14 protein-coding genes are annotated in these 15,622 nt (G+C 48.2%); 7 read left to right on the top strand and 7 right to left on the bottom strand.

Features of this window, described 5'->3' with window-relative positions; translation table 11 throughout:
* Positions 1 to 228 precede the first annotated feature (228 nt).
* The 4 genes from B1728_RS08255 (at position 229) to B1728_RS08240 (ending at position 4,478) form a co-directional block, all read left to right on the top strand.
* Positions 229 to 1,824, top strand: a complete 1,596-nt coding sequence (locus B1728_RS08255) for a spore germination protein (protein WP_079909731.1) — start codon at positions 229 to 231, stop codon at positions 1,822 to 1,824.
* Positions 1,825 to 1,936: 112 nt separating this feature from the next.
* Positions 1,937 to 3,040, top strand: a complete 1,104-nt coding sequence (locus B1728_RS08250; RefSeq protein WP_079909730.1) for a GerAB/ArcD/ProY family transporter — start codon at positions 1,937 to 1,939, stop codon at positions 3,038 to 3,040.
* Complete coding sequence (locus B1728_RS08245) at positions 3,037 to 4,257, top strand: Ger(x)C family spore germination protein (protein WP_079909729.1); 1,221 nt, start codon at positions 3,037 to 3,039, stop codon at positions 4,255 to 4,257. The genes B1728_RS08250 and B1728_RS08245 overlap by 4 nt, the downstream gene beginning before the upstream one ends.
* Complete coding sequence (locus B1728_RS08240) at positions 4,254 to 4,478, top strand: hypothetical protein (protein ID WP_079909728.1); 225 nt, start codon at positions 4,254 to 4,256, stop codon at positions 4,476 to 4,478. The genes B1728_RS08245 and B1728_RS08240 overlap by 4 nt, the downstream gene beginning before the upstream one ends.
* 27 nt (positions 4,479 to 4,505) lie before the next feature.
* Here B1728_RS08240 and B1728_RS08235 read toward each other — a convergent pair whose 3' ends face one another.
* Both B1728_RS08235 and B1728_RS08230 read right to left on the bottom strand, forming a co-directional pair.
* Positions 4,506 to 5,732, bottom strand: coding sequence for an RtcB family protein (locus tag B1728_RS08235; RefSeq protein WP_079909727.1), 1,227 nt, complete (start codon positions 5,730 to 5,732; stop codon positions 4,506 to 4,508).
* Positions 5,733 to 5,976: 244 nt separating this feature from the next.
* The gene (locus B1728_RS08230) at positions 5,977 to 7,167 is read right to left on the bottom strand and encodes an MFS transporter (RefSeq protein ID WP_079909726.1); all 1,191 of its coding nucleotides are present in this window, start codon (positions 7,165 to 7,167) and stop codon (positions 5,977 to 5,979) included.
* Between the two features lie 306 nt (positions 7,168 to 7,473).
* Between B1728_RS08230 and B1728_RS08225 the strand changes: the two genes are divergently transcribed.
* Positions 7,474 to 7,674 (top strand): hypothetical protein, encoded by a 201-nt coding sequence (locus B1728_RS08225; protein ID WP_079909725.1) that lies wholly within the window; start codon positions 7,474 to 7,476, stop codon positions 7,672 to 7,674.
* 148 nt (positions 7,675 to 7,822) lie between these two features.
* On the opposite strand, the gene B1728_RS08220 is transcribed toward B1728_RS08225, so the two are convergent.
* Positions 7,823 to 8,554 carry a DUF1906 domain-containing protein gene (locus B1728_RS08220; RefSeq protein ID WP_079910144.1) on the bottom strand — a complete coding sequence of 244 codons (732 nt, stop codon included), beginning with the start codon at positions 8,552 to 8,554 and terminating at the stop codon, positions 7,823 to 7,825.
* A 223-nt stretch (positions 8,555 to 8,777) separates the two neighbouring features.
* Here B1728_RS08220 and B1728_RS08215 point away from each other — a divergent pair, with 223 nt between their 5' ends.
* A complete protein-coding gene (locus tag B1728_RS08215) occupies positions 8,778 to 9,383 on the top strand; it encodes a pentapeptide repeat-containing protein (RefSeq protein WP_079909724.1) in 606 nt (201 codons plus the stop codon).
* 139 nt (positions 9,384 to 9,522) lie between these two features.
* On the opposite strand, the gene B1728_RS08210 is transcribed toward B1728_RS08215, so the two are convergent.
* Positions 9,523 to 10,245, bottom strand: coding sequence for a hypothetical protein (locus B1728_RS08210; RefSeq protein WP_144027807.1), 723 nt, complete (start codon positions 10,243 to 10,245; stop codon positions 9,523 to 9,525).
* A 106-nt stretch (positions 10,246 to 10,351) separates the two neighbouring features.
* A complete protein-coding gene (locus tag B1728_RS08205) occupies positions 10,352 to 11,047 on the bottom strand; it encodes a hypothetical protein (RefSeq protein ID WP_079909722.1) in 696 nt (231 codons plus the stop codon).
* Positions 11,048 to 11,203: 156 nt separating this feature from the next.
* On the opposite strand from B1728_RS08205, the gene B1728_RS08200 reads away from it, so the two are divergent.
* Positions 11,204 to 11,890, top strand: coding sequence for a hypothetical protein (locus tag B1728_RS08200; protein WP_144027806.1), 687 nt, complete (start codon positions 11,204 to 11,206; stop codon positions 11,888 to 11,890).
* A gap of 64 nt (positions 11,891 to 11,954) precedes the next feature.
* Here the strand turns inward: B1728_RS08200 and B1728_RS08195 are convergent, their stop codons facing one another.
* Both B1728_RS08195 and B1728_RS08190 read right to left on the bottom strand, forming a co-directional pair.
* The gene (locus B1728_RS08195; protein WP_079909720.1) at positions 11,955 to 13,664 is read right to left on the bottom strand and encodes an Ig-like domain-containing protein; all 1,710 of its coding nucleotides are present in this window, start codon (positions 13,662 to 13,664) and stop codon (positions 11,955 to 11,957) included.
* 74 nt (positions 13,665 to 13,738) lie between these two features.
* On the bottom strand, positions 13,739 to 15,553 hold the full coding sequence (locus B1728_RS08190; protein ID WP_179135939.1) for an S-layer homology domain-containing protein: 1,815 nt from the start codon (positions 15,551 to 15,553) through the stop codon (positions 13,739 to 13,741).
* Positions 15,554 to 15,622: the final 69 nt, after the last annotated feature.

Here is a 15,622-nt window from a genome sequence, read left to right as displayed (position 1 = left end):
TTGAATCTTTGCTGCAGCAGCGGACCGCATACGGCTTCGATCTCCTGATTCCCCGGCCCGATTAGTCCAATGAAGCGTCCCCCGGCCTCCCGCAGGAGGCTTTGCCGCACGTATCCCAAGTCGTTGAGAAAGCTGCACGATGAGATAATCATGCCAACTATTTGCATAATAAATGGAAGCACGAACCAAAATATAGAAAATGATCTTTACAAAGGGGCTTTATCCCATATGAGGGGCCAGCGTTTGCTCAATAGACTGTTTACATTATTTAAATCATCCAAGAATCGGATAAAGCCGGCCAGTCTTATTCCGAATGCTGCAGGTCATTCCGGGGAGCAAAAGCTGTCTTTACATTTGCAGCAAAATGATCAGACGCTTCGCACGATTTATGCCAACTGCTCTGATGTGATTTATCGTTCTTTTTTAATCGCTGGCCGAACAAAAGCAATGTTAGTTTATATTGACGGGCTGACCGACTCCCAAGGCTTGGAGGACTATGTGATTGCTCCGCTGATGAACGACACAACAGGGGACGGCACAGGCATCAAGCCGTTTGTAGAACGAAAAATAAGCGTTTCGCAGGTGAACGAATTCAGCACCATTCCAGAGTGCATCGAATATCTTTCCGGCGGCTATCCCGTTCTGCTGTTCGACCACGAAGTAAGCGGTCTGGCACTGGGTCTATCCAAGTGGGAGAAGCGCAGCATTGAAGAGCCTGCAGCAGAATCGCTCATCCGCGGCCCCCGCGAAGGTTTTACCGAAACGCTGCGAACAAGCACATCCCAATTACGACGAATTATTAAAAGTCCGCAGCTTAAAATGGAAGCCATGAAAATAGGGAATTACACCCAAACAAATGTTGTTATTGCTTATGTTGCCGGGCTTGTAGACATGACGCTGGTGGAGGAAATCAAAACTCGGCTGAATCGGATCCAGATCGATGGAGTCCTGGAGAGCGGATATATCGAGGAAATGATCGAGGATAACCCCTACTCCCCTTTCCCTCAGCTGCTAAGCACCGAACGCCCAGATGTGGTGTGCGGATGCCTGCTGGAAGGACGAGCAGCTATCCTGGTGGAGGGAACTCCATTTGTTTTGGTCGCTCCTGTCACTCTTTTTTCATTATTACAGGCGGCTGAGGATTATTACCAGCGATTCTGGATTGGAACCGCCACCCGCTGGCTGCGTTACTCCTTTACTCTGATCTCCCTTTTGTTTCCGTCACTTTATGTGGCGGTGCTTACATTCCATCAAGAGATGGTGCCCGGCTCCCTCCTGATCAGTATGGCCAGCTCGCGGGAAGCGGTTCCTTTCCCTGCTCTTATTGAAGCATTGCTGATGGAAATTACTTTTGAAGCACTTCGCGAGGCAGGTATAAGGCTGCCCAAACAAATCGGTGCCGCTATCAGCATCGTAGGAGCCCTGGTTATCGGGCAATCCGCGGTTCAAGCGGGGCTTGTTTCCGCACCGATGGTTATCGTCGTTGCGATTACAGGCATCTCGTCCTTCATGGTTCCTCGTTACATTATGGGGATCACTATCAGGCTGCTGCGATTTCCGCTAATATTTCTTGCCGGGACGCTGGGCCTGCTGGGCATTATGATGGGGGTTATTGCCATCGTCCTCCATCTATGCAGCCTGCGCTCTTTCGGTGTTCCTTACTTATCCGGAGTTTCGAATCCTAATTTGAACCAGCTAAAGGATGTCCTTATCCGAGCACCTCGGTGGATGCTAAATGAACGTCCTCACTTTGCGGGAATGTACGATCAGTACCGTCAGGCTCCCCATCAAAAACCGGGTCCTGAGCGCGAGGATGAAAAATAATGCTGTCTAATTTAGAGCTTATTGCTCGCCACAGTCTTACTGAGCCTGATTTCTATCGGGCTCATTACCTTGTTTTTCGACATCATCAATACAAAGCGTGGTGAATCTCAAGATGGAGCAAGGGAAAATTTCAGCCCTTCAGCTAGCCCTTATCATGTACCCAGGTATACTGGCTACCGGTTTTATTTCGTTGCCGGTCATAACGGCAATCTATGCACAGAATGATCTTTGGCTAGCGGTTATCCTCTCAACGGTTACCGGCTTATTTTCGATCTATTTGTCCATACGCCTGCATGAGCTTTATCCCAAGCAAACCGTGGTTGAATACAGCGTCAAGATCATCGGCAGCATTCCCGGAAAAATCATCGGTGTGATTTACTTTCTTGTTTTTGCACACTTCGTGGGCGTCGTCAGCAGAGAGTACGCCGAATTTGTTACCGGCAACTTTCTAATTAAAACTCCGATTTTATTGGTACTTTCCTCCATCGTGCTCCTTGCCGCTTTTGCCGCACGTGGAGGAGCGGAAATGATAGCGAGGTGCGCTGTGATTTTCACGCCGATCTTCATCATTCCTTTATTTTTTCTACTGCTGCTGATCCCGGATCTGGACCCCAGGAACCTATTTCCTGTCCTGAGCCGTGGCTTTGTTCCCGTCCTCAAAGGATCTGCCACTCCGCAAGCTTGGCTGAGCGAATTTTTTATGATGACGTTTTTTCTCCCTATTCTGAGCAACCCTGACAAAGGAAAGAAAATGGCCCTGCTCACACTGATTTGTATCATCGTAAGCATGACTTATGTTAATCTGATCTCTTTATTTATTCTCGGGATCGACATTGGTGACAAAGTTTATCCCATACTGATCGTTTTCCGTTACATTCGGATTGGCGAAATTTTCGAGAATTTAGAAGTGCTGCTTCTCGCTATGTGGATAGTCGGAAATTTCGTTAAACTTAGTTTATTTTTCTATTCGGCCGCCCTTTCCTTCACATTCACTTTTAAATTGACGGATTATCGGACCGTTATTTTTCCTATTGGCATCCTTTCTATCATTTTTGGCTTTTGGGATATTCCCAACTTTTCCGGACTCGCCTATTTCTTAAGGGTCCTTATCCCATTTTATCTTATCACTATGTTTGTGCTTATCCCTTTGGTTTTGCTTATTGTCGCCACGATCCGCAATAAGATCGCGGCCGGTAAAGGAGGCTCGGGCCCGTGAAACCATTCAAGAAACTTATTTGCGCTTTGCCCTTGATTTTGCTGCTTGAAGGCTGCTGGGACCGGACGGAGCTGAACGACCTGGGGCTGATTACCGCATTTGCCCTCGATAAGGGCAAGAACAACAACGTTCTAGTATCGGTACAAATCGTCATTCCTCAAAACCAGAGCGGGGGTATTGCGTCAGGAGGTGGGGGTGGAGGCGTAGGAGGCGGGGCAATGAAACGGACAACCATTCGCAGGGCTGAAGGGATCGATACTGCCGACGCGTTGTCCAAGCTTCAACGGGTGATTCCCCGAAAACAATTTTGGGGACAATGCAAAGTATTTATTTTCGGGGAGGATTTGGCGAAATCCGGGATCCAAGAGCAATTGGATTTTCTGTTACGGCACCCGCAGCCGAGGGAAAGAGGCCTGATGTTTGTAAGCAAAGGAAAGGCTGGGGATGCGCTCGAATTGTTCCCTCCGATAGAACGTTCGTCGGCTGAAGCGATTCGGAAGCTGAGCGACCTTAAAATAGGCATGCAGGTCACAATGGAGCAGCTAAGTATCATGCTGAAGGGGGAATCCAAGGCGGCCGCTCTGCCTCTGCTCTACATTCTTCCAACAACGAAATCGGCGGATCCGTACCAAACGATTCCTTATATTTTCGGAACCGCCGTCTTCAAAAAGGATAGAATGATTGGCACTATTTCGGAGGATTTAACAAGAGGTGTGTTATGGATAAATAATGAAATTCGCGAGTACACGGTAACCTTCAAGATGAAAGGAGCTGGCCGGACAGGGAAAGAGGACAGCGGCAATGTATCCCTTAAGCCGATTCGGGCCAGCGTTAAGTTAATTCCGAATATTCAAGGCAAGCAATGGAGCATGACGATCAAGGTTATCACCGAAGGGGATATCATTCAGAACGGTACCGTTTTGAATCCGATGGATCCGGAATTATTAGACCAAATGAATCTGGCATATCAAAAAGACGTTACAAAGCGCATCCAACGAGCATTGGATGAAGTACAGCATCGTCTAAAAACGGATGTATTTCATTTTGCCAGAGAATTTCACCGGAAATATCCCAAACAATGGGAGGCGTCGAAAGACCGCTGGGATGAAATATTCCCTAAGCTAAAAGTTAACATTGAAGTGAACACCAATATTACCAGAACCGGAAATCTCAATGCGCCGGGTGGTTTACCCCTAGAAGAGGTGAAGGAAAAATGAGATGGAGTTTGTTTTGGACCGTAACGATTGCCATATTGTTCATTTTAGGACTCGAGTGGCGCCGGGTAAAGACAAAGCCGAAAAAAGACCGGCTCATGTTCCTGTTGCTGCTCCTCATCGGATGGCTACTCTCCATGCTGGACCTGCCCCATACGCCAGGTCCTTCTACCTTTCTTAAATTCGTCTTTTCTCCGTTTAAAGGGATATTGGAGGAGCAATAGATCACCGAGCACATTATATACTACCAATCAATCCTTGTACGGGTCGAATTCATCGGCTCCCGCCATGCAAACGCCGATCGGCTTCAGCACATGCAGTACGTCAATCGTTTCCGAATGCGCATCCAGCACATCCTGCAGCTTTCGATACACGAATGGACTTTCATCTGTCCCTGCGCCGCGCAGCTCGACACCAAAGCTCTTTACAGCTTCCTGCATCTGTGCAGCAGAAATTTGCCCCCCGGTCCGGCATTTCGTTTTCCAATTCATTTTGCCTGCGGCTTGCGTACGGCTCATAATTCTTCCCGCTCCGTGAACTGTGCTGTAAAAAGACTCCTTGTTCTCCTGCGTGTCTTTGCCGCGAACAATGACAGAGATGTCTCCCATGCTTCCCCCGATAAACCCAAGCTGTCCTGGAGCCGATGGCGTTGCTCCTTTACGTACGACGATCGTATCTTTCCCCTCATGCTGTTCTTTCCAAGCAAAATTATGATGATTGTGGACCTCAAATTCCGCCTCGGCCCCCACAATAGATAATAGTTGATGGATCATATAATCCCGCCCGGCATATGCATACCGCCCTGCCAGCTTCATGGCACGGTAGTACATATCGCCCAGCTCGCTATTCATATCAAGCAGGATTGGAGGTTGATCCATCGATTCTCCAGGTGCCTTGCCAAGAAATTCACGCCCTGCCGACAGATTCATAAAGCCGCTGGCTGTTTTATGTCCGAAGCCCCGGCTGCCAAAATGATTGCCGATCCACAGTTGGCCTGTCACCGTATCCTCGAACAAATCGACGTAATGATTCCCGCTGCCGACCGTCCCCAGCTGTTCCCGTGCTAATGCCTTCAGCTTATCATGCACCTGACGCCCAACCGCGGAATACACGGACCAATCCGGATCATCGAACAGCTCGTGATCGACTCTTTCGTTGTTGAATCGTCCCATGCCAAAAGATATTTTCCGTGCAATCTCATCCATCAGCGATTTCAGCCGAGGACGAATATCGGCAGCCATCAGATTCGTTCTGACCGCTTTGTTACCGCAGCCGATATCATAACCGACGCCGGAAGGCGATATTTGACCGTCATAAGCAATGACGCCTCCGATAGGCTGACTGTAGCCTTTATGATGATCCGCCATCAACAGCGCTTGAACAACATTTCCATGTTCGGCACATGTTTGGGCCTGCACCAAAGCTCCAGCCTCTGGATTCCCCCATACCCGTACTCCATTTATCGTTTGATATGCCATTTTGTTACTCACTCCTCGTATAAAGTAAACATTTCCAAACAACTTGCACCATGATCTTTAACTTCATTCTCGCACAGCTTCATCTTCTTGAACATGGCGAATGTATTACGAGGGACTCCATCCTTGTTTTAAACGCCGACTTCATTTAAATAGTGACAAAGTTGAGGATTAAGTCCTACGAATAAAAAGAACCGTCCGGATATCCGAACGGTCCATTTGACAATATTCAACTCTCAATCTTATACTACCCCTGCTGAGCGGAAGGCTTGTGATTCACCGACATGTAAGCCAGAGCACCGGAGCACAATAGCAATATTCCCGTCACCCAGAAGACACTGTGAATCGAGAATACACCGCTTATGGCACCGCCGACCAGCGGTCCCAGCATGCCTCCGAGCTGATTCGCCGTCTGGTTAAGACCAAAGGCTCTACCGCGGAAATCCGCCGGTGTGGACCGGACCACCAGTCCGTTCAAAGCCGGGAACACCGCACAGAAGAAGGCTCCATATATAAACCGCACGATGGAGAAGCCCCAAACGCCGTGAAACAATAGCTGCGCCAAATTCCCGAGTCCTCCGACAACCAAGCCGATAATCAAAATTTTATGAAAGCCGATTTTATCCGCCAGCTTGCCCCAGCGCGGAGCAAACAGGATGCTTGCGATCCCTACAAGAGAGAATACGATTCCCGCAAGGAGCGATGCGTCTTTGGCCGATCCGCCGATCTGCACGATGTACAGCGGCAACACCGGTTCAATAGTCATAACCGAGAATTGCGTAAGCAGTGTCAGAAGCAGCACGGTTACGAACGGCCGGTTGCTAGCCGCGAGCTTCATGGAGGACAATATAGAGGTTCGGTCCTTGCTTGGAACGAATTTCTCCTCCGTTACCCAGAACAAAACAAGCAGCGTGCTCAGCAAAACGAAGACCCCTGCACTTGCAAAAGCGACCCTGCTGTCAAAAATTTTGGAAATGATCCCGCCAAGCAGCGGACCCATAATGCTTCCGGTAGCGGTAGACGTCGACATCAGGGAGAGCGCATAGCCTACATGCTTCTCCGGCGTATTGGTACCGACGAGAGCGATAGAGCCGGGAATAAAACCGCTCAGCAGCCCTTGCAGCAACCGCAGAATCAGCAGCTGATAAGGGCTTGTCACCAGAGATGTCAGGATGTATATGACAAAAAGGACAAAGCCCGCGCGAATAATCATAGGCTTCCGCCCATATTTATCCCCAAGAGCACCCCAATAGGGTGCCGAAATCGCCCCTGCAAAAAAGGCGGAGCTGAATAACAGCCCCGACCATAATTCAATATGCTGGCTAACGCCGATATGCAGCAAAAACAGCGGCAAAAAAGGAACGACCATCGAAAAGCTTGCTGACGTAATAAAGCATCCTACCCACAGGAGCCATAAATTTCGTTTCCAAGTTACCATAATAGCCTCCGCAGTTGATGACCTTGTTAATCATTTCTTTACAAAGTTCATCGTAACACCCGGATATGCTTCTGTAAACCCGTAAGAGATTTCCGTACAGACTCCCGTATAGATGGCAGTTCCCATCTGTGAAATCGCTTCATAGTATAAAGTGATCAAGTTTCCGACGGGTGCATTTAGACAACGAATGACAAATAATGACTCAAACTTTTATTTTACGACGGTTTCCTATAAAATTAAGATGAACAAACTATACCCACTCGTCAGCAGATAATGGAGTAATCTAGGAAAAGAGGGTGGATTTTTATGCCAAGATTGCTATACGAGTATATTTATGTCAACATGTGGATCTTATTATTTTTGACCTTATTATGGGCGAACGACGGCCATATTTCTTTTATTGAAAGCTGCTTCCTGATTCTGTTTTCCGTTACGGTTATGATGTTTGTGGCAAAAAAGCAATTGCGGACCGAAGGAAGCGCCCGTTTCCGGAAGCCCCCGCTGTAATCCAGACGTTTCCCGGCAGTCCTCGCACCGCGGGGATTTTTTTATTTATACAATTTATGAACTGGTTGCTGAGAAACCTATGGAGACTGCTATTTGCCAATACTAGGCTTCCCAACTGCCTGGACGGTTTTATTTGCACATTTGAACGTCACTGTTCCGGTTGCCCCGACGCTTTGCGTAATTCATTTGCCAGCCGGTGGAAGTCCTCCTTCCCCGCCGCATCGTTGGCTGCCTCGTACCCCGCCTTCATGAAGCCAATCAGCTTATTGGCGTCCTCAGGATTCAGCATATAATCAGCCGGTATCGTACTCCACCAGCCTTCTTGTCCATAGGATTCGTTCAAGTCGATTCCAATTCCGTTCACGACGATATCGTTCAAATATTGATAAATGTTGGCGACAGATGATTTTTTTCCCCCGCTCCAGGCGTAGGTTTGCCAAAAGCGCGAACAGGCTCCCGCGGCATAGACCGCCTCGACGACAGCATAGGACCCGTAAACCCCCGTATTATACCCCGGTGTAGCCTCGCTTGCCCCTTTAATATAGGCAATCACCGTTGACATCTGGGCTGGCGTTGCATCAAAATCTACGGCAAAATAAATCGTACTTCCAGGCGGCTGGCCCATCTGCGCTGCCAGATCCAATGCAATAGCGCCATCCTTCAAGCCCGCGCTTCTCCCTCCAAGTGCCCGATCCGCCGTCGTCTCAAATACGGAAACGATCTGCAGTCCGGCGTTGCAAATCGATTGAACCTCTTTTACCGATAATGCCTTCCAGCTGCTTGGAACCAGATAGCGAGCCACAAATACATAACCGTCCTTTTTAAAGGCCGCGGCTGTACTGTCCGTCAGCGGTGTAGCGCAATCGAAACCTTTGGCCATAGCGTATCTTCTCCTCTCAAGCTGCATGAGCAGCATATCTCTATAGTACAAAATATGCATAAACCGCCTTATTGTCCTCCTTCGGAAGCCCTAACGCATGGAAAAGGGCACCGCCCGCTCCTTCACACTTGCGGAATTTATGATGAAGGATTCATAATAAAGGTTAGGATCAGGATTCAAACAGAATAAGGAACGAAGAATCTGTGCCAACGGGGGACAAAAGATGTATTCCTACATAGACCAGCATTATAAGGAAGTAGACTTTAGCTACAAAGATTTGCGGGAAGGCGAGCTCCGCAGCTGTACGTTTGATCACTGCCGATTTAGAAGCTCACAATTGGAGGAAATGTGGAGCTACGGGTGCCAATTTACGGATTGCGATTTCACCGGCTCCCTGCTTAATGCCTCGGTACATATAGGCTCCGCTTTTACCAACTGCCGGTTCAAAGGAGCTTCCTTGTTCGTTGCCAAGTTCGAAGAATGCAAGATGGTCGGGTCGGACTTCTCCGAATGCAATCTGGATGGCATTACAATCCTTGGTGGGGATTGGTCCTATACGAATCTGAAGCATTGCAATTTAAGCAAGCAATCCCTTCGAGGCATACGGCTGGTGGAAGCCGATTTGTACGAGAGCAATCTGGAAAAATGCGATCTTCGGGAGGCCGATCTATCTAGAGCCCAACTGGCCAAGGTACGTCTGCAAGGGGCGGATTTAAGAGGGGCTGTACTGGACGGAGTGAATTTCAAGTCGTTCGATGTCAAGGGAGTCCGCATGGATGCGGGACAGGCCATCGCGTTTTTAAGATCTTATGGTGCGAAGGTGGAGTAATTGGCTTCGATTAGTTATTATCATCGGCCTAGCCAGCGGCTTCAGCAGCCTTAGAAGAGTCTGTTACAAACATTGCTCCTCTAAGGCGCCTGCAGCAAGTTGGGGGAAAAAGGCGTGTCGCAGCGGACTGACTGCTGCATCATTTTGGAGTTGTAGAAACGAATTCAGTTTCTTTCCATGCAAACGTTTTTTGGACGATGTTCCCGATACTGTTGTCATAAAACTCGACAGAAAACCCATCCGCGCTTGTTTTCGAGAGCTTCGTGGAGTAACGCATCTTATCACTTATGAAAATTCCGTTATGATCTTTGACCTGCAGCTCTTTAATGTCTCCTGAATTGCTTAGCGTACACAGTTTAAACACGTTTCCATTACTCGATGCATATTGCCCGATCGTAAAATCCAAATTCCCGTCCCCGTTATAATCGTCAAATTCCAAATTAAAAAATGAGTTAAAAACCACATCACCATCGAAAAAGCTGTTCAAATTAACGGAACTCTTCACCTCACCCTGCTCATTGGAAAGCTGAATTTGAAAATTCCCCCGCCAAGTACGACCCATGAATGGGCCCGGGGTCCAATCTTCGAAATACTCTCCGTCTGTTTGTATAACATTCAAATATTCTTTTTTATTTGTAAGGTCAAATAGATCATTTCTGGACAACGTGATCGGCCCGGTTATATGAATCATCTCGGATGATAGAGGATCTGTTGAAATTTCTGCTCCTGAACTGTCGGATATAGAGGCGGCGGAATTCTTAGAATCCAAGATACTGTTTGACAACATCGGTAGAAACAAAATCGTCATAACACTTACTATCAATACCGCCAAAAGCAAACTGTACCTTGCTTTTAGATTCATACCTATCTACTATTTCCTTTTCCGTAAAATTAGGGCGTCAAAAAACCGCTTATTTCAAAATCAATAGCACGGTTTAATCTAGATCTGTTATGACTCTTAGATTATTTCAAACAGTTTCAATCTTCCTCAGTTTGATGGAGGACAAGATATCACCATTCAAGTGTGCATGCAAATCATTGTTAGATAACCAAAGGTCACCATAGCGCTCCATGACCAGCACGTCCCCACACCGGTAAAATGCATGGGTAGGTCCCTCTTCTTTCGGGCTAATATAGTACCCATTAAGCCACACATCTTCAATAGGTTTATTAAACAACATTTGTATATTATCTATTTTTCCTTCTATCGTATAAAGATGTTTGCAGCCAAAAACAACCTCCTGTAAACAAAAGCTTTTCAGAAAATGATATAAAGAGTCATTTACAATGATATGCCCCTCGGCATTATCATCCCAAAGCAAGCACTCGTCACAGTAGACAGGCGAATTTTTCTGACCTGCTTCCACTTGGCAAGTCCAGTTGGCTTGATTCTCCTCAAGAAAGGTAACCTTATCCTGGTCCTTCTTTAGACGCTCCACCGAGTAAAGACAATCCTGCTGTTGAAAAATCTCCGGAGAGTTCTCGAGGTGATCGTCCGACCCCTTTTTCCAGCGTCCTGCAAATGCATATAGTTCATGTAACGCCTTTGGCAGATATGGTGGAATTTCGTCCGCCGGTACACCGCAGGAGCTGTCGTATCTTCCGTACCAGTTGATTAAAAAATACTTTAGATCATCCAGTTGATCTGTATCCTTCAGTAACATTGCAGCCTCCTGCTTCATTGATTCCCATAGGATCAAGCTCCCATTATTAATGCTATTTATTCCATTTTACCAGAACCTTTGGCAAAAATATCCTCCCTTCAAGTATAATAGTTATATATTATTACATTCAAAAGTCGAGGTTAAGCGATTATGCACGTGAGGAAGTTAATCATTGGGATTGCATGGATTGGACTAACTGTCATTTACTTTTTCGGATATGGGATTGTAAATACGGTTTTAGATATTAATGAGAATGGGTTTGGCCCGATGAACCTCACGATTTGCCTGCTTCCTTTTGTCGTTGGCCTGCTCATCACCTATATGCTTACTCATCTACTTGAGATTAGGCATTGGCATAAACCGCTGTGGATCTTTCTCTCTATCATTTTGGCAGTTCCTGCCACTTTGTCATTAATCAAACTATTTGACCAGCAGATGAATGCTGTCGATCTTAATCAGCACAAAACACTCGAGGAACAATTCCGTGCATACTCTCTTACCGCTCAAAGCAATGGTGAGACCGCTCCGTTATATGTACGAGAATTGACCGATTTTGTATGGGATAAGCTGTATCTGTTCGGCCCCTATACCACGCATACCCAAATTAACGAACGCCTCGGGTACGAGTGGACAAAAAATACATTGCGTTTATCCGACGAGAGCAGCAGTCTTCTTGTCTTTGTTCATGATGGAAAAGTGGTGCAATACCTGGATATATCCCTATGGATTCAAGGGGATCCTGACGCGACTTTTACCCCTGAGGGTGCAGTCCTGCGGTCTTCCAAAATATTCACTAACGATAACCAGAGCAATCAAACAACACTGCAATTAATCGAAACCTAGATGTAACGTTATAATTAAATCGAAAAAAAGAAGGGCCCCAAAGCCCTTCCTCGTTTTAGTCCTTTCATGGAATAATATGGACTAGATAGATAATATCATCAAGGTCAATGTTCCCATCCTGATTGACATCCGCATGTTGGACAGCCTCCCAGCCGGGACTGCTTGAGCTCCTTTCATACGCTCCTCCGACGATACCCAGGTCACCGACATTGACGATACCGTTGCCATCTACATCTCCAGCATGGAATTGTATAACCGTTGCTCGGAATGTCTGAATCGCTTTATTCAGCCTATCGACAGCCTCATTCATTTGCTCTTGTGTGGCTAGAGCATTCGCTACTACAGACTTTGCCCTGTTGATCTCCAAAAGCAGCGCCTCTTTAGCTCCTATCGGATACTGTCCCGGGTTCGAGCCTTCCTCTGCCGCATTGTATAAGGTCTGCGCAGCCTCTACTGTATTTTGCAGCAAAGTTGTGTCTGCCCCCGCGATAGCGATAGTCACCACGGCACTTCCTTGCACATGAGAACCATCCAAGGCTTTGGCGATGACCTTCACCTTTCCGTTGATCATGCCTTGCAGCAAGCCTGTGCTGCTGATCGTCGCTCTATCTGTGATGGTTATTCCATCCGATTCATAGACGCTCCAAGAGACCGAACGGTTTGCAGCGTTATTGGGCAAAACAACCGCCTGCATTTGCAGGGTTCCGCCAGGCGCCGTAATCGTTGCTTCACCGTTCGTTGATCTCACGGTAATCGAGCTTACAGGAATAGCTGCCGCCGCAGGCTTAGCGGTTACCTCAACGGAAGGAAGACTTTCGGCTTTCTCATTCGCTGCGGTGACGACATAATGATAGTTAATACCGTTAACGACACCTGCATCCGTGTAGGAAGAAGCATACACATTGCCAGAGACTGTAGTATAAGGTCCTCCCGATTGGCTCGCCCGCTTCACATTATAATAAGTTGCTCCAGTTACCGTATCCCAGGATAATTCAACCTTTCCGTCTCCCGGCTGCGCCAATAAGTTCACAGGAGCGTTCAAAGCGCTCGATGAGGTTTTGATAATCGACACATTGTCGAATTGAACCGTCGCTGCCGTTACCGCCAAGCCAACATAAAGGGATGTGGAGTTCATCGTATTGGCTGTATCGGTCTGCGAGTAATACGTAGTGTAGTTCAAGCCATCTGAAGAATAAGAGCCTTTATAAACGTTGCCCGACTTCTCCAGCTTCAAATAGATCGGCGTGTTAAAAGAACCGCTCACGCTGGAGCCAGCACCCGACGAGGAGCCGAAACGCTTATAGGAAGTCACAGTGCCGGTAACGGCCGGAGACAATGTCGTCGGCTTATAAATGACCGAGAATGAATTCGAGTCGTTGGACACCCCGTCTTTAACCATCAGCATCGCACGGTTTTCCGCATTCATGGCCGAGGAACCTGGCTCAATCCCGACCGATACGACCCGAGCGGTTATGGTAAAGTCCCCCTCCACAGGCGTATAAACAAAATATACCGTATCGCCTCCCGACACTGTGCTTTGCATTTTCCCTCTTCGGGCTGCCATATCGAAGATTCCCTGGCCATAAGTTACGCTTTCTTGACTGACATATGCAGTCGATGTGGGGCTAACGCTTCCATTCATTGTAGAAGCCGACCAATCGATAGGCAGCGTATTGGCGAACGCCATCGGCACAACCGCTAAAGCGCCAAGCTGCAGCATCCATAAAAAGGAAACGATTAATCTAAGCAGCCTCTTGTTGAATAGGCCCTTCATACCATTCCATTCCCCCTGCCGGCAATGTGCCGTCTGCCGCCCGCTTCGGCCGAATACGGGCGACAAACTTCACTCTAATTGATAAATTCGATATATTGGAGCATCCGTTTCAGTACGACGGTCGCCTCTGCACGGGTGGCAGCAGCATTCGGAGCAAATGAAGACGGGGATTGCCCATTCATAAATCCTGCCGTCACGGACAGAGCCGCCGCTTCACGAGCCCAGCTGCTGATAGCAGCCTCATCATGAAACATCTCCAGTGACTTGAGATCCGCTTGGGTTGCTTTGCCTGCCAGCTTCAAGGCACGGCTCATCATCGCAGCCATTTGCTCACGGGTGATATGGTCATTGGGAGCAAATCTATCGCCCGCGATTCCGTCGACAAGCCCCGCTTTATTCGCCGCTCCTACCGACCCTGCAAACCAATCCTTGGAGGTAACGTCATGGAAGGAGGAGACTTCCCTCTCGGACAACCCGAGACCGCGTACCAGAAGTGCAGCGAACTCCGCTCTCGTAATGCGCTCCTCAGGCACGAAAGCCTGATCCGTCCGTCCCGATACGACCAGCTTGGACGCGAGCATCTCTATGTCCTGCCGTGCCCAATGGCCGCTCAGATCTGCAAAGGCTCTGCTGTGCTCGACCAGCGCATACATGCTGTTCCCGGGCCTTTTGATCGTTGCAGTCGTATGGCTGCCGTCGGTATGAAAGAAGGTGGGAACAAACTTCAGCTCCCCGGTGGACGGGTCGAACCATACGCCTGTTGTTTTCCCATAATTCACCGGGGAAGCGACCTCGATAAGGCGGGATACATACGTATCGCCGAAATCTTCTGCCGTGATTGTCTTGCCGCCGCTCTCCGCCGTAATAGTAAAGTCATACACTTCGGTTACAAGCTTAAGATCGTTCTCTCCGGCTTTAACGGAAAATGGCTGTCCGGCCGCTCCGCTTATTTTCTCGATAAGAATGCTGACCTTCACATCCTTCAGCTCCGCTTGAAGCGAAGCCACCCATTGGTCCAGCTTCAAAGCCCTTACTGGCAAATCATACCTTGCTTCATTGTATTGAATGGATAGGATGACGCCGCCGGTTTGATGAATAAGCTCCGCTAAGGCCGTTCCTGGAATGTCAACTCGAACCGCTGTCAACGGATTGCTGGCGTCAATATGGATAGTATTCATGGCTGCAGGATTCGCTTTTAACGCTTCTACAGCATTAGCCAAGATCTCGTCGGTTAAAGCAGCGACAGCGACGGACTTTCCGTCCGCTTTGACCGTCTGGGACATGGGGTTTACCACAATGCGGACTCCGTCTCCATCGCTTTGCATTTGAGGCTGCGCGACAGCCACTGAACCTCCTCCGCGTCTGCCCCCCGTTCCGGGATTCGAAGGATTGCCTCCGTCCCCTCCGATGACAACAGACACTGAGCTTGCGCCGGTCCAGATGCTTTCCGTCTCTTTGGAGGACACAGTGGTTACTTTCACCAGCTTGACCGAAGCCGTTCCGGCAGCCTTCGTCTTGAAGGTCAGGCGGCTAAGGGTGACATCTCCGCTTTCACCAGCCACTCCCTTGCCTACCTTTGTATAAGCGAAGGTCAATACATTGTCCTTGTGAATCGGCCCCATGGAAAAGCCGCTGCCGTTCATCCCATTCTTTTGCTCAATAAAATTCAGTTTGGACGCATCATATTCAATGATAGCCTCATATCCGTACAGATCCTTTTGGCCGCTTCCTTTTAACGTCACTGTAAATTCGCGGTCCAGTTCCGTCGTGCTTGTGCTTGCCTCCAGCGAAAACACAGGAGGGGTCTCCGCACGGATCCCTTGCGGCAGGATCGGCCACACCCATACAAGCATCATAAGAAAAATCAAGCAGCGCTGCAGTCTCTTCACCGAGCCCATCCTTTCTTTCTGAAAATCAGGGGAAGGCGCATGACCCATCCTATTGGTTCGGACTAGATT

It is taken from the genome of Paenibacillus sp. 32352 (genome assembly GCF_002042965.1).
Taxonomy (GTDB): domain Bacteria; phylum Bacillota; class Bacilli; order Paenibacillales; family NBRC-103111; genus Paenibacillus_S; species Paenibacillus_S vulneris.
The sequence above is the reverse complement of the archived record's forward strand: the minus strand, read 5'-3'. Positions and strand labels throughout refer to the sequence as shown.

Bases quoted from the DNA above. Each gene is read 5' to 3' on its own strand.
- B1728_RS08255 (WP_079909731.1), top strand. From the start codon at position 229: ATGAGGGGCCAGCGTTTGCTCAATAGACTGTTTACATTATTTAAATCA.
- B1728_RS08250 (WP_079909730.1), top strand. From the start codon at position 1,937: ATGGAGCAAGGGAAAATTTCAGCCCTTCAGCTAGCCCTTATCATGTAC.
- B1728_RS08240 (WP_079909728.1), top strand. From the start codon at position 4,254: ATGAGATGGAGTTTGTTTTGGACCGTAACGATTGCCATATTGTTCATT.
- B1728_RS08235 (WP_079909727.1), bottom strand. From the start codon at position 5,732: ATGGCATATCAAACGATAAATGGAGTACGGGTATGGGGGAATCCAGAG.
- B1728_RS08230 (WP_079909726.1), bottom strand. From the start codon at position 7,167: ATGGTAACTTGGAAACGAAATTTATGGCTCCTGTGGGTAGGATGCTTT.
- B1728_RS08225 (WP_079909725.1), top strand. From the start codon at position 7,474: ATGCCAAGATTGCTATACGAGTATATTTATGTCAACATGTGGATCTTA.
- B1728_RS08220 (WP_079910144.1), bottom strand. From the start codon at position 8,554: ATGGCCAAAGGTTTCGATTGCGCTACACCGCTGACGGACAGTACAGCC.
- B1728_RS08215 (WP_079909724.1), top strand. From the start codon at position 8,778: ATGTATTCCTACATAGACCAGCATTATAAGGAAGTAGACTTTAGCTAC.
- B1728_RS08210 (WP_144027807.1), bottom strand. From the start codon at position 10,245: ATGAATCTAAAAGCAAGGTACAGTTTGCTTTTGGCGGTATTGATAGTA.
- B1728_RS08205 (WP_079909722.1), bottom strand. From the start codon at position 11,047: ATGTTACTGAAGGATACAGATCAACTGGATGATCTAAAGTATTTTTTA.
- B1728_RS08195 (WP_079909720.1), bottom strand. From the start codon at position 13,664: ATGAAGGGCCTATTCAACAAGAGGCTGCTTAGATTAATCGTTTCCTTT.